This window comes from Terriglobus sp. TAA 43, assembly GCF_000800015.1.
GTDB lineage: Bacteria > Acidobacteriota > Terriglobia > Terriglobales > Acidobacteriaceae > Terriglobus.
On sequence record NZ_JUGR01000001.1, the window covers coordinates 517,909 to 532,295 of the forward strand.

Genomic DNA, 14,387 nt, shown 5'->3' on the forward strand with positions numbered 1-14,387 from the left:
TTAACCCGGCCATGTCCAGTTGCGAATCTCTTCGCTGTCAATGCCTTCCGCATAGGCATAGTTCAGGTGTTCGATGATTTCGTTCTTCAGCCAGTCCTTCAAGTGTGCAGCCGTGTCACGGAAACGTGGCACTCGATCGATCACGTCAATCGCAAGGTTGAACCGATCAATCTGGTTGATGATGGCCAGTTCGAGTGGCGTATTGATGTTGCCCTTTTCTTTGTAGCCACGGACGTGAATGTTCTCGTGATTCGTGCGGCGATACGCGAGTTTATGAATCAGCGATGCGTAGCTATGAAACGCAAAGATGACGGGCTTGGTTTTGGTGAACAAGGAATCGAAGTCGCGATCTGATAAACCATGCGGATGTTCTGCATTCGGCGTTAAGCGGAATAGATCGACTACATTGACGAAACGGAGCTTCAGGTCTGGCAGCTTCTCTTTCAGAATTGCTGCGGCCGCAAGAGCCTCCATCGTGGGAACATCACCGGCACACGCCAGAACGATGTCTGGTTCCTGTCCATTGTCGGTGCTGGCCCAATCCCATATGCCGATGCCTTTTGTGCAATGCTTTGCCGCATCGTCCATGCTGAGGTACGTGAGATGCGGTTGCTTATCGGCAACAATCACGTTGAAGTAGTCAACGGATTTAAGGCAATGATTCGCCACACTCAGCAGACAGTTCGCATCGGGCGGCATGTAAATGCGGACGACATCCGGGCTCTTGTTGGTGACAATATCCAGGAATCCAGGATCCTGATGCGTGAAGCCATTGTGATCTTGTCGCCACACCAACGATGTAATCAGCAGGTTGATGGAGGAGATGGGCGCGCGCCAGCTTAGCTCGTTCTTTGATTTCTCCAACCACTTCGCATGCTGGTTGAACATGGAGTCGATCACGTGAACGAATGCTTCGTAGGTGGAGAAGAACCCGTGGCGCCCTGTTAGGACGTATCCTTCGAACCAGCCCTCCAACGTGTGTTCACTGAGCATCTCCATCACGCGGCCATCAAGCGCGATCTCAGTACCATCAGCATCTTCCGGCTTGTACTCTGCTATCCACGTTTTTTCAGATGCGGCATAAATTCCATCGAGCTTGTTGGAAGCAGTTTCATCCGGACCAAAGACGCGGAAGGTCTTCATATTCTGCTTCATCACGTCGCGCAGAAAGCTTGCAAGCGTGGCTGTAGGGGAAATGTATTCGGTTCCAGGTCTTTTCACTTCCACTGCATAGGAATGGAAGTCGGGAAGGTTAAGCGGCTGGCGAAGCACGCCGCCATTTGCATGAGGGTTTGCGCTGATGCGACGAGTGCCTTCCGGTGCCGTGGCACGTAGGTCCGGGCGCAGTCGGCCTGTCTCGTCAAACAGCTCTTCTGGCTTATAGCTGCGAAGCCATTCTTCGACCATCGCAAGGCTCTTCGGATTGGTGACCGGGTCAAGAATGGGCACTTGATGCGCTCGCCAGAAGTCCTCCACCTTGTGGCCGTTTACTTCTTTCGGCCCTGTCCATCCTTTGGGAGAGCGCAGCACGATCATGGGCCAACGAGGGCGTTCAAACGTTCCTGCAGCACGAGCCGCATCCTGAATCGCACGAATCTCTAAAATGCACTTTTCAAGCGTTGCTGCCATCTCCTGGTGCATCACTAGAGGATCAGAGCCTTCGACAAAGTAAGGCTTATATCCCAAACCGAGGAATAGCCACTCCAATTCTTCATGCGGAATACGCGCGAGGATCGTCGGGTTCGCAATCTTGTATCCATTGAGATGAAGGATCGGAAGTACTGCGCCGTCACGAATAGGATTCAGGAATTTGTTTGAGTGCCATGATGTTGCAAGCGGCCCTGTCTCTGCTTCACCGTCGCCAACGACGCAAGTGACGATCAATTCGGGATTATCAAACGCCGCTCCGTAAGCGTGCGACAGGCTGTATCCCAGTTCTCCGCCCTCGTGAATAGACCCCGGCGTCTCTGGCGTGCAATGACTACCGATTCCTCCCGGGAAAGAAAACCGGCAGAAGAACCGCTTCATACCCGCATCATCGAGCGTGCGATCCGGATATATCTCGGTGTAGTGTCCTTCCAGATAGCTGTTCGCAAGCGTCGCAGGCGCGCCATGCCCTGGCCCCGAAACATACATCACGTCCAGGTCATATTTGCGAATCAAGCGGTTCAGATGAACCCAGACAAACGATTGTCCAGGATCAGAACCCCAGTGTCCCAGCAGCCTGTTCTTAATGTGCTCTGGCTTGAGTGGTTCGCGCAGCAACGGATTGTCACGCAGATAAATCATGCCTGCCGAAAGATAGTTGCAGGCCAGCCAATAGCTATGGATCTTGCTCAGTTCATCTTGTTCAAGGGGAGTGCTGGGGGTGGTACCGGACATTCGAAACTCCTTCACAGAAAAAGGGACCGTTTACGAAGGGCGGAGATAGTTCACCGCCAGAACCATACACGGACCAGCCGATCCGTTGCTAACAGCATACGTTCCCTTGTGCGGTTGCGCAGCAAACGACCTGCCGATGGCAAGTTTCGTCGGATGCAAAAGAGCGAAGCCCCTTGCGAGGCTTCATTGATGTTTATTGAATTTTCACTTCGTACGATTGATTTCTCTTCACTGACAGGACACCGCCTGTTAAAGCAACTCTCCTGCCCTGACTTGTAACTTCCGCAACAGTGTTCCCTGTCGGTAACAAGAGTTGCAGCTTTGTATCTCCGTCTGCATGGATACGCAAAGCAGTGATCTTGCCATTACTCCAACGCATGTCAACGCTGGCACCGCCCCGCACGCGCAAGCCTGTAACAGCACCGGAACTCCATTGCCGCGGCAATGCCGGAAGCAGCTCCAACTCCGCTCCATCTTTCGTCCAGCGCGATTGCAAAATCGCTTCGAGCATTCCGTTGGCTGCGCCCAGATTGCCATCAATCTGAAAGACTCCCGGTGGATGTGTGTCCATCAGGTTGGGAAAGGTCGATTGCCGGAACAACACCTGCAGGCTCTCGTATGCCTTCTCACCTTCATGCAGATGATCCCAATAGTTGACCACCCACGCGCGCGACCATCCCGTCTGTCCGCCGCCATTCGCGAGTCGGCGTTCCAGTGTTACGCGTGCTGCCTTTGCAAGCTCCGGTGTGTGCGCCAACGAAATCTGCGTTCCCGGAAATAGGGCCCATAGGTGAGAAATGTGGCGATGTCCCGGAGCATCTTCTGTGTAGTCCAGCGGCCATTCCTGCAACTGCCCCAACTTGCCCACCTGGAATGGCAGCAGCTTCGCTCGTGCATCCTCAACCTGCTTCAGGAACGCAGGATCTTCATGCAGGACACGTCCGCTATCAAGCGTGCGCGTGAAGAGCTCACGGATGATCTCCATGTCCATGGTTGGCCCCATGGCCAACGAATGCGACTTGCCGTCTGGCAACTTGTACTTGTTCTCCGGCGAGAGCGATGGCCCGGTAACCAGATGCCCTGAACCATCATTGGTCAGGTAATCCAGATAGAACTGCGAAGCATCATGCAGGATGGGCCATGCCCGCTGCTTCAAAAATGCATTGTCCAGCGTGAAAGCGTAATGCTCCCACGCATGTAACGCGAGCCACGCGCCGCCCATAGGCCAGATACCGTATTGATATCCATCAATCGGTTCTGCATCACCCCACAGGTCGGTGTTGTGATGAATCACAAATCCACGAGCGCCATAATACTTCTGTGCCACCTGGGTGCCACTTCCACTCGATGGGGTACGCACCATGTCGATGAGATTGATCAGCGGTAACGTCGTATCTGAGAGTCCGGCGGGCTCCGCGAGCCAGTAGTTCATCTCCGTGTTCACGTTGATGGTGTACTTAGACCCCCACGGATTGTTCACGCCTGCGGCCCAAAGCCCTTGCAGGTTTGCAGGCAGCCCATCCGGACGCGACGAACTGATCAGCAGATAGCGGCCGAACTGAAAGTAAAGCTGTTGCAATCCGAGATCGTCAGCACCGGCGCTAACGCGCTTCACGCGCTCATCGGTTGGCAGCGATGTGATTGCGGCATCAGTCGCACCCAACTGCAGCTTCATCCGCCGATAGACCGGCTGATACACCGCCTGCTGCGCTCCGAACATGGCAAGGAAGGTCAGATCGTTTGCCTTCCGAAATGCCTGCTGGCATTGCTGCTCTGGATCACCGCCTGCAAACGGACCGCCCTTGAAGTCTGTCGCTGCAGCAATCAGTACGGTGACGGTGTCTGCGCCGGATACGACAATCTCTTTGCCATCCGCCTTTACAGTGCCTCCGTATGCTACGAACTTTGTCTCGCTAGCAAAGTGAATCTGCCCTTCGTGTTTTGTTCCTTCGCGCAGCACTAAGGTGTCGTTGCCCTGTGTGCGAACAGCAAAGTCCTCAGGCCGATCCATGCTGGCACGGAAGCCGATCGCCCCCTTCTTATCTGCCGATATCCTCATAACAATGAGTTGTTGCGGGATCGACGCGAATACTTCACGCGCGTAATGCACACCATTCATCGTGTACGTGACACGGACCACGCCTGTTTGCAGATCAAGCTCGCGGCGATAGTCGCTGACTGGCTGAGCGTTGGTCGCACGTAAATAGAGATCGCCCAGCGTGCTGTAGCCAGGCATCTTGATCGGTACGCCTAGCATGCCTTCCTGTGCAATCTTCTCCGCAGCGGCTATCTTTTCGCCGTCGGTGCCCTTGGACTCCAGCAGCAGCTTGCGTGCCTCAAGAAACGATTCTCGCCCCTTGGGATTCAGTCGATCTGCACGACTTCCCTGCCACACGCTGGTTTCGTTCAGTTGCAGATGTTCATCCGCAGCCGAGGTCTGACTGCCGTCCATCAACGCGGCGTTTTCCTTGGCGTCCTGCAGGTCGCCATTATTCGCGCCGGTATTTGTGCCGCCGAACACCATGGCACCAAGCCGGCCGTTGCCAATCGGCAAGGCGTGATCCCAGATAGGAGCAGGCTGGCGGTACCACAGCACACTCTCGTCCGGCGCGACAGAGTGTGTTTGCGCTGGAAGGCATAGGCCTCCCATTAACAGGAATGGAAGGACAAGGATGCAGCGCATAACGTTCCTCTGTGGTGCGGGCTATTCTTTCGCGGGCGGTGCCGTCGATTCGCGTAAAACGATGTTTGCCGACAGCGTTGGTTCGATCACATGCTCTTCTCCGTCAACGTAGCGGAAGAGCATATCGAGAACGCTGTGAGCCAGCTCGTTGCGAGGAGTTGCCACTGTCGTCAATGGAGGATGCAGGAAGCGGCACAGATACGTGTCGTCGAATCCCACAACGGAAACATCGTTGGGAATCGTCAGACCTGCTGCCTGCAACGCGCGGAATGCACCAAGCGCCACAAGATCGTTGATGGCCACCACCGCAGTAAAGCGATAGTGTTTCAACGCGCGCTCGACAGCGCTCAGACCCGCGGCAGCCGGTTCGCCCGGCTCGTCGATGATATGAACATCCATGTCTTCAGCGTTGTACTGATGCAGAGCTTCTTCAAAGCCGATCTGACGTTCCATGTGCGAGAACATCGGTGGCGCAGTGGAATCGCGCTGCGAATTTTTGATCAGCAGAATGCGCCTGTGTCCAAGCTCAAGCAGATGCTTCACTGCTACATACATGCCGTGACGCTTATCGACGCGCACCGTGCCAATGGTCGGCGCGGAATGATTGTTGTCCAAATAAACTGCAGGAGTACCACTGGCTTTGAGCTGGAAAAAAGCCTCCGGATCGTTCTCAGAGGTCATCATGGCGATACCGGCAACCCGCAGCGACAGCATCTGACGTACCGCTTCCCCCTGTTGCTCCAGGTTGAAGTTCGTCGATGTCAGGAAGGTCTCATATCCATGCTTCCGTGCTTCGATGTCGAGAGCACGGGCGATCTCTGCGAAGAAGGGATTGAGCAGATCGGACACGATAATGCCGATCAGCTTCGTACGGCGGCGCGCCAGGTTGCTGGCGAACATATTCGGCGTATAGCCAAGCTGCGCAATCACATCCAGCACGCGTTGCCGCGTCTCTGGACGAATATTGTCCTTTTCGTTCAGCACGCCGGAAACGGTGCTGAGCGATACCTGCGCCAGCCGTGCGACGTCCTGAATTTTGATTCGGCCGGAGCGGCTCTTCTTACGTGCATCCGGTTTTCGGGTAACGGACAAGTTCAAATCTCCTGAGAAGGCAAAGCAGATAACACGGTGAAACCGAGAATTGCGTTGTAAAACTTATACATTCTTCAACCCCCAAAGGGGCCGCGAACTCGCATAAAAGTAGCACTTACGTCCTTCTGCATTACTGCGCCTTTCCTTCTTCCAATGCGCGGGCCTTTGCAGCCCACGCGTCGTAGATCAGCACGTTCTTCTGCCGTTCCCACTCATCGTCTGGCAGCACCATCAGATCCTTGCGAGGAATTGCGGGAAAGCCCTGCCCCACAGCATCCAGGCCGCCCTCGCGGTCTTCGCGGAAGTAGGTGGGTGCAATGTCGACGTTATTGGCGCGAATCCACGTGGAGATATGGGTCGTACCCGCGGCGCGAATCGCTGCTTCATCCCACAGGGCAAAGTGAAGCTGCTGGTTCAGCCAAAGCATTCCATCCAGATTTACCCAGCTGGTGCGGTGGCTGATGCCGGGATACATGATGTTCGTGAACATATTGCGATCATTGCCGTTCAGCGCAATTGCCCGTGCGCGCACCGCATCAAACCACGGCTGCGGATGATCCGCCATCTTCATCACGGTGTCGCTTTCGCCGTTCATGACATAGAGAGGCCCGCGAGCCGCATTCAGTGCATACAGGATGGCTCCGCGGTCTCCCAGCACACCCAAGGAAAGATACGGCGGTGTCTGGCATGGCAGCTTGTTGCTGTCGTAATACTCGTGTGGGCCGTCATAGACTCCGCCTCCGCTCAGCACAATGGCATGAATACGAAGATCAATTGCGCCCGTAATTCCTGCGATCAACGAACCCAGAGAGTACCCCACCATACCGATACGCTGAGAATCCACCTCCGGAAGCGAGCGCAGATAGCTGACTCCCTGCATTGCGTCCATCTGCATCAATCCCGCGAGGCGCTGTCCCCAGTGGGGTAGATCCACAACGTGGTCATGCTCGGCTGGAGACTGGCGACTGGCCTTGTGCGCATTGCGCTCCCCTTCACCAATCTGGTCGTAGGTGACGGCAACGGCTCCAGCCTTGGCAAACAGGATGCCGCTGTAAAAGGCGTACCAGCCAAACTTGTCGTTACCATGCCCGTTCACCACAACGACGCCGGGCAGCTTGCCCTTCCAGTGCGTCGTCTTGGGATCAGGCCGATACACAATGGCGGGCACCCGCATGCCATTGGCCGTCGAATATGTCACACGGTCTGCCAGAACACCGGGCGCAGGAGAAAATGTGGACCAGACTTTGGGCTGTAATGCCGGAAGTTTGTCCGGAACAAAGAGCTGTTTGCGGATCTCCGCACGCCACACATCATCGCGCTTCTTGATCTGCGCTGCGGAAAGGTCTTTACCCGGCGTGACAAAGATTCCGCTGTTATACGGCGCTTGTACCGAGAAGAACTGGTCAGGGCGAGGCTCTCCACCGCCACCGGCGGCAACCTGTCCCGGCAGGTTTGTGGAAGCGGAAACGGTAATCAATAGGGCAACGGAGAGACAAGATGAGATTCGCATAAGTAGAAGGAAAGAAGACAAGACCACCGATCATATTAATCGGTGGTCTTGTCTTTCTGAGGTTAAGAGTTAGAACTCGATACGTGCAGCAAGCTGCAGCGCGCGGATATAAGGAACCGTTGTGTCACGAACCTTGGTGCCGTAGCTGGACGTGCCAAAGGTGCTGATAACGGCATTTGACTGGCTGTAAACGAACCGTGTGTGGTTCGTCACGTTGAAGTAGTCTGCCTCAAGCACCAGCTTGGTACCTTCATGCCGTCCGGTCGGGATGTCGATCGCCCGGCGAAGGCTCATGTCCAGGTTGTAGTTGCCCGGCTGGAACAGTCCCGACAGTGGGGCCGAACGCGCCGTCGTGCTGAACATATAGTTCGGCGTGTTCGCCGTGCTCAGGAACGCACTGGAATCCAGATACTGCGTGGTTCCCAGGTCGGCCGAGGTCTTCGGACGGGTACTGCCCTGAATCTGTCCGTTACCCGAATAGCTTGGGTTCAGGAACGGATAGCAGACGTTCTGCGACGGGTTCGTGTTGCACGAGTTCATCACAATGGACAGTGGCGCACCAGAGAACGCCTGGAAGATACCCGACAGCTTGAAACCGCCAAACGCCGTACGAGTGAACGCATTGCCCCCACCCAGCGCGCCGGTGCCAAAGGGTAGATTGTAGGCGCCGGTCACGACGAACTTGTGACGCTGATCGCCCAGCGACAGGCTCTTGTCCAGCGAACGCGCGGCATGGAACTTTCCGTCCGATGCGTAGGCTGCCGGAATGTCGTAGCCGGAACGGAAGGTTGCGTTGTTGTCGATCGACTTCGCCCACTGATAGTTCGTCATGAAGGTGAGGCCGTGTGTCAGACGCTTCGTCATGTACACCTGCAGCGCATGGAAGCGAGTGTTGCCTACGAATCCATATGCGTCGCTGATGCTGCCATACTGCGCGTAAGGCTTCAGAGCCTGAGCAATGGAGGGGTTCTGCGATCCACCGAAGCTGGCGTACGGTACTGTGACGCCTGCCGTTGCCAGATTTGCAGCGGTAGCCGTGTTCGCCAATTGTGTTCCCAGTCCCAGGTACTTGGGATCAAGCTGGTTGCTGGCAATGCCGCGACCGTTAAGGCTGTCCGGCTGCAGGAAGTGTCCCTGCGACCCGACGTAGCTGATGGTCAACGTAGTGCTCGGGCTGATCTCACGCTGCAGGCCGAAGTTCCAGTTCAGGAACTGCGGTGCACGTCCACCGTAGTACGGGTCAGCGTACGTGGGTGTCTGTGAGGAAGCGGTCGTTGCAGTTGTGTACGACGTACCCAAGCCCGGATCAAGCGTTGGCGGCAAGGTATAGGTCGGATACGGGTTGTCGATCTTCCAGTATTGCGTTCCCGTCTGGCTGGCGGTCGGTTGAACAACCGTGGTGCTTGGGCTCACGCTGTAGCCTTGCAAACCAGAGCCCTGACGGCTGGTCGCCGAACCACCGTTCGCGTTGCCGTGGGTGTAGATCACACTGAAGCTTCCGCGGAACACCGTTTTGGGATCGGCCTGGTAGGCAAATCCAACGCGGGGGCCGAAGTTCTTCATGTAGTCATGCACGGGGCTGCTGCAGTTGCAGAGCCCATTGCCATAGCCACCGAAAGCGAGCGCGCCCTTCGATCCCGTGAGCGGATTCGTTGCATTCGGGTCGAAGTAGGCGAAGCGGTTCTTCACTTCGCGATACGTTGGGAAGTAATCCCAACGCAAACCGTAGTCGAGCGTGAGCTTTGAAGTGACCTTCCAGTTGTCCTGGAAATAGGGCGATTGCGGACGGAAACGACCGCCTGTTTCAGGTACTGAAGACAACGTGAAACCACCCGAATTGGCCGCTCCCAGCATGTAGCTGGCGTAGCCCTGACCGGAAGTCGAAAGCGCGGTCGTGTTGTTGCTGTAACCCGCTGTCAGCGCATTGGAAAACGTAAGCTGAAGCGGATTGACTCCCGTTGCGTTGTTCAGGAAGTTGTACTGCATCCAGGCGATCTGGTAGCCAAAGGTAAACGTGTGGCTTCCCTTCACCCACTGCAGGTTGTCCAGCAGTACATAACCGTTGGCGACGGGACGATTGCTGGAATAACCAGCCCAGCGGTTGATGTTGGTGTTGCCGCTGAATGTGACCGTCGGGAACGAGTCCTGTGCCTGACCTGCGGGAAGTCCCTGGATGCCATTCGCTGCAGCGCCGTAATTACCGCCGATGTCCTGGTTGTAGCCTGGACCGTCGTAGCGACCAAAACCGTACTTCAACTGGTTCGTGACGTGCGGGGTGATGGCATACGTGTGCTCGAACAGGAACACCTTCGTCTTTGGCGCGAACTGCTGCGACGAGATGTACGGCGGTGGCATGCCGTTTGACGTTGAAGAAACCGTCACGGCTGCGGGCGCGGTGGTCGCCTGGCGTCCCCAGGCCAGCACAACCGATGCCGCCTGCTTCTGATTGATCGTCCAGTCAACGCGATTTGTGGTGGTCCAGTTGTTGAGGCCAGTCTTGTAGTTGACCAGGTAGTTGTTGTTTACGTTGCCGTTGGTCGGCGCTGGCAGATAGGACTGCATGCGCTGCGCCACTGGAGACAGGCGCGAACCCGGAATGATGTTATTGGCAAACGGCGTACGTTGATAGGCCTGCGTCGCCTTACCGTTCACGTTGATCGTCACAAGCCTTGTGCTGTCTGGATCGTAGATGCAACCCGCAACGGCCTGCGTAGTGGGGGCAGTGCCGCAGCTCGCGGGATTCGTGACGAACTCGCCAAAATCACCCTGACGCATGCGAGCGGTGGGGATCGTCTGAAGCTGGAATGGCACCTGGCGCGAGAAGCGATAGCCTTCGTACCCACCAAAGACAAACAGCTTGTCTTTGATGATGGGCAAACCTGCGAACAAGCCATATTCGTGCTGATGTTCGGTTGGCTTCTGCGCGCGGCCCGTCACAGGGTTGATTGTCTGCTGGAATCCCCAGGTATCCAGGCCGGTGTCACGGAAGTAGTCGTACACAGCGCCGTGGATGTTGTTGGTACCGCGCTTCACCACGTAGTTTTGTACGCCCTGGCCTTCGTAGATTGCCGAATAGCCGACGGTCTGCACCTGGAACTGCTCGATTGCGTCCACGGCCATAGACGTCCATACAAAGCGCGGGTCGCCTTCACCAGCTACCGAGGTGATGGGCACGCCGTTGATGTAGATCGCCGAAACCGCACCACGGCTACCGCTACCGTTGACCGACCCCGCGTTCGTCGTCTGGTTGCCGTTGGTGGTCTGGGAGTTCACGCCCGGCAGGAGAGCCGCGAAGTCGGTCGCACGACGCTGGCCGCCGCCATCCTGAATCAGCGGCAGCGCAGAGTACTGCTCCTGCTCGATGGTGACACCCAACGTGGCATTGGAGGTTTCGAGGGTCGGCGGCGTGTCGACGACCGTAACCGATTCCGTTGTCTCACCGGTGGGCAGTGTCAGATCGACGGAGAACGTCTGCAATGCATTGACGTTCACATTCTCCTGCGTCACGGACTTGAAGCCATCGTGGGCGACTGTGATCGTGTACTTGCCGGGGTCAAGGGAGAAGCTGTACTCACCCGAACCGCTCGACTTCAGACTCTGCAGCTTGTTTGTTGCGTTGTCCTTGATGGTGACTGTCGCATCAGGGATGGCGGCGCCAGTGTTGTCCACGACACGGCCATTGATGGCGCCCTTGCCGGCAAGCTGCGCTCCCGCTGTGAGAGTCATGGTGGCCACCAAGGCGAGTGGCGCCGCAATGCGCATTGGCTGCAGAAGACCTGCTCCAAGCGTCATGCGGGATAGTGGGTTGCGAAACGTCATTGGGTACTCCTGGAGTGGATCGAAAGGTTTTTATTATTACTGCCAGCTAGCTCCCTTTGCATGCTGGTAGAACATAATCTCGGTTTTTAACGAGAACGGGCGAATACTAGCGGCCAATGCATAGCGTCGTCAACCAATTTTCACGGTTTTGCAAAATGTCCGAGAAAACAGCGAAACGCTTTGGGACTATTCGGGCAATTTCCCCGTATTGGCGAATATTTTGCACTCTTGAATCGTTTCGATTTGAATCGAATCACATACCCTTTTTCTTCGCTTTACGGGTGCTCGCAAGGTTGCCCTTACCTGCGGTGACGCAAGCTGTCGGCCGCGGCCACAGGGTTCCAACCGTCTTCGCCAGCCAAGAGAGCATTAGCAGTAAGGCGCCCTTCTTCTTCCGGAGACAACGGAGGATAGGACACGATCCGATGTTCTCCGTTCACTCCGGGGCCGTGCGAAAGGTATTCGCGATAGGTGCTGGTCTTCAGTTTGCCGCCCCACTCTGACCAACCATCGGCGGCTAACATCGGTTGAATCTCCGTGTCGTAGAAGAGCACCGTCGAGTACGTGCGCCACGGCCTTCCCAGCACAAGCTTTTCGGCGGGTTGCGAATCGCCGGTGATGCGGCAATGCAGGAAGTAGTATCCCGAATCTTCTTCAGGGAACTGACGGCTCTGCGCCGTGAACATCACATTGCTATTGTGCCTCGCGTGCAGTTCGCAGTGATCGAAGACAGCCTTCGCGTCGCCAAAGATGAAGTCCACGTGGCCTTCGATATAGCAGTTGCGGAAGTATTGCCTTGATGCCTGGCATGCCGCGCGTCCCGGAGAAGGTGGGCTCCCGTCCTTCGGCAGATTGTCGTGACACGTACGGCTATTAGCGTAGAGTGTGTCCTGCGCCGCAATCAGTCGCACGTTGTCCAGCACGGCGCGATCACTGCTCATCAACAGCGCGACGGCCTGCGAGCCCTCCTCGGTTCGCGTGTGCTCCAGCTCCCAGGTGTTCTCGATGGTCAGGTTCTCTGCCATGAACCCATCTGCGTCGACACTGACACTACCGCTCTTTCCTGTGCCGCCTGCGCTCTTCGCAGAATCATTCCAGCTCAACACGACATCCTGTGGCTGCTTCCCGGTGCCGATCAAATGGATGTTTGGCGTGCTGATATGAATCTTCTCGCGATAGGTGCCCGGAGCGATGCGAATCTCTTCGCCATCGGTGGGCGCATGATCGATCGCCTCCTGCAGCGTATGGAAGTCTGACTTCCCATCACGCGCTACGGTGACATGTTTCAACGACTGCGCAGGGCAGGTCGTCACGCAAGTAAGAGCAGCAAGCAAAGCAAGAGGAATTCGGCGCACGGTCAATCCTTTTCGAAGATGGAGCAGTAAGTATTAGTGCCCGTCGGTGGGAGCAGCCTGCAACACGGCCAGCGCGCCGTCTGGAAGTCCATTGACATTGGGTCCCAGTTCCACCTGTACGCGGATTACATTGTCGGCAACCATGCGCCCAAAGATAGCCTTACCTTTGTCATTCAGGTGTGTGCGATCGGGCTTGGCGGCGCCTGCATTTTCCGCCTTCTCATCTGGATGACCAACCATGTCAAAGGTATCGGCCTGCTGCTGCGTGATGCCACTGAGATACTTTTGCGACACGCTGAACAAATCAACGACCGTCACCTTCTCCTCGGCACCCACTTTACGAACGGAAGCCGCATAGTCTTCCAGACCATCCTTCACCAGTGCGCCATCCTTGTAGTTGCGACGAGACAGGGGTGTCACTAAAACAGGAATCGCACCCATCGCGCGAACATCGTGAATGAAGCGACGCAGATTCTCCGCGTAGAGTCCGTCTGCATCCGCATGACGTTTCGGATCGGGTTTCTGATCGTTGTGGCCGAACTGGATGAAGTAGTAGTTCCCTTTCTCGTCCAGTGCTTTTTGCCACAGGCCCTCGTCGATATAGCTCTTCGTGCTGCGACCATTCATGGCCACATCAACGCACGAGACGTTGGAGGTTAGTGTGGCGCAGAATCCAGGCCCCCAGCCGCCTTCTGTAGCAACCGTGGAGTCACCCGCAAGAACAATCTTGAACGGTGCCTGCTGGATCACACGCATGGCAAGCTGCCCTTCTGCAGGTAGGGTTGCGGCCTGTGCAAGCACAAACTTCTTCAATGCGGGCACGGCGCTTCCAAGATCCATTGCGACCATTCGACCGAAGACATAGCTCCCCTGCCAGTTCAGGTGTGTCTTGTCAGCGATCGTTCTTCCCTGTCCGTCTTTTTTCGTGATCCCAAGCTTGGTGCCGGCAACCTCGCCGATGCTGTCCAGATACGCAATGCTTTCGCTCTGCAGATCAATCAATGCCACATGCATGTTGGCAGCGACCTGTTTCATCACTGCTGCGTGCTTCAGAAGATCGCTATGGATCTTTCCGTCCGCTTGAAAGTAGCGGCGTGTTAACGGCGTCACCAGTACCGGCTTGATGCCGTGGTTTCGCGCCTCGGTCACAAACTTTCGTAGGTTCTGCTCGTATACAGCGATTGGAACCTGACGATCGTTATGTTCAGCCGATTCCATGTCGTTGTGGCCGAACTGAATCAACATGTAATCCGGCTTCGTGGCGAGCGCGCGATCCCACAGCCCAAGTTCGCGATACGTCTTGGTGCTTGCACCGCCCTTGGCCATGTTGAGGCAATCGACCTGCGGAGACAGATTCGCGCAGAAGCCACGGCCATATCCCGCATTGTCCGTCTGCGTTGAGTCTCCGATCAGATCAATACGCACAGAAGTTCCTGCCTTACGTTGCGCAGGATTATTGCCGACGTGCGCTTCCTGTCCGAACGCACTCATGGTGCTTGCGACGAGAAGCGCGACAGAAAATGAAACCTTATGCCAAGACATGGTT

Annotated in this window: 7 protein-coding genes; all 7 read right to left on the bottom strand. The window is 56.1% G+C overall.

Annotated features, from left to right (window positions below; all coding sequences use genetic code 11):
• The gene (locus M504_RS02090; RefSeq protein WP_047487401.1) at positions 1–2,382 is read right to left on the bottom strand and encodes a phosphoketolase; all 2,382 of its coding nucleotides are present in this window, start codon (positions 2,380–2,382) and stop codon (positions 1–3) included.
• Positions 2,383–2,575: 193 nt separating this feature from the next.
• Complete coding sequence (locus M504_RS02095) at positions 2,576–5,065, bottom strand: glycoside hydrolase N-terminal domain-containing protein (RefSeq protein WP_052200228.1); 2,490 nt, start codon at positions 5,063–5,065, stop codon at positions 2,576–2,578.
• Between the two features lie 21 nt (positions 5,066–5,086).
• Entirely contained in the window at positions 5,087–6,157 is a 1,071-nt protein-coding gene (locus tag M504_RS02100; protein ID WP_047487408.1) for a LacI family DNA-binding transcriptional regulator, read from the bottom strand.
• Between the two features lie 130 nt (positions 6,158–6,287).
• On the bottom strand, positions 6,288–7,634 hold the full coding sequence (locus M504_RS02105; protein WP_052200231.1) for a S9 family peptidase: 1,347 nt from the start codon (positions 7,632–7,634) through the stop codon (positions 6,288–6,290).
• Positions 7,635–7,736: 102 nt separating this feature from the next.
• The gene (locus tag M504_RS02110; RefSeq protein WP_047487410.1) at positions 7,737–11,486 is read right to left on the bottom strand and encodes a TonB-dependent receptor; all 3,750 of its coding nucleotides are present in this window, start codon (positions 11,484–11,486) and stop codon (positions 7,737–7,739) included.
• A 299-nt stretch (positions 11,487–11,785) separates the two neighbouring features.
• Positions 11,786–12,841, bottom strand: coding sequence for a pectinesterase family protein (locus M504_RS02115; RefSeq protein ID WP_156993432.1), 1,056 nt, complete (start codon positions 12,839–12,841; stop codon positions 11,786–11,788).
• Between the two features lie 33 nt (positions 12,842–12,874).
• Positions 12,875–14,383 (bottom strand): GDSL-type esterase/lipase family protein, encoded by a 1,509-nt coding sequence (locus tag M504_RS02120; protein WP_047487412.1) that lies wholly within the window; start codon positions 14,381–14,383, stop codon positions 12,875–12,877.
• Positions 14,384–14,387: the final 4 nt, after the last annotated feature.

Excerpts from the sequence above, each read along its gene's own strand:
- M504_RS02110 (WP_047487410.1), bottom strand. The coding sequence starts at position 11,486 with ATGACGTTTCGCAACCCACTATCCCGCATGACGCTTGGAGCAGGTCTT.
- M504_RS02120 (WP_047487412.1), bottom strand. The coding sequence starts at position 14,383 with ATGTCTTGGCATAAGGTTTCATTTTCTGTCGCGCTTCTCGTCGCAAGC.
- M504_RS02090 (WP_047487401.1), bottom strand. The coding sequence starts at position 2,382 with ATGTCCGGTACCACCCCCAGCACTCCCCTTGAACAAGATGAACTGAGC.
- M504_RS02095 (WP_052200228.1), bottom strand. The coding sequence starts at position 5,065 with ATGCGCTGCATCCTTGTCCTTCCATTCCTGTTAATGGGAGGCCTATGC.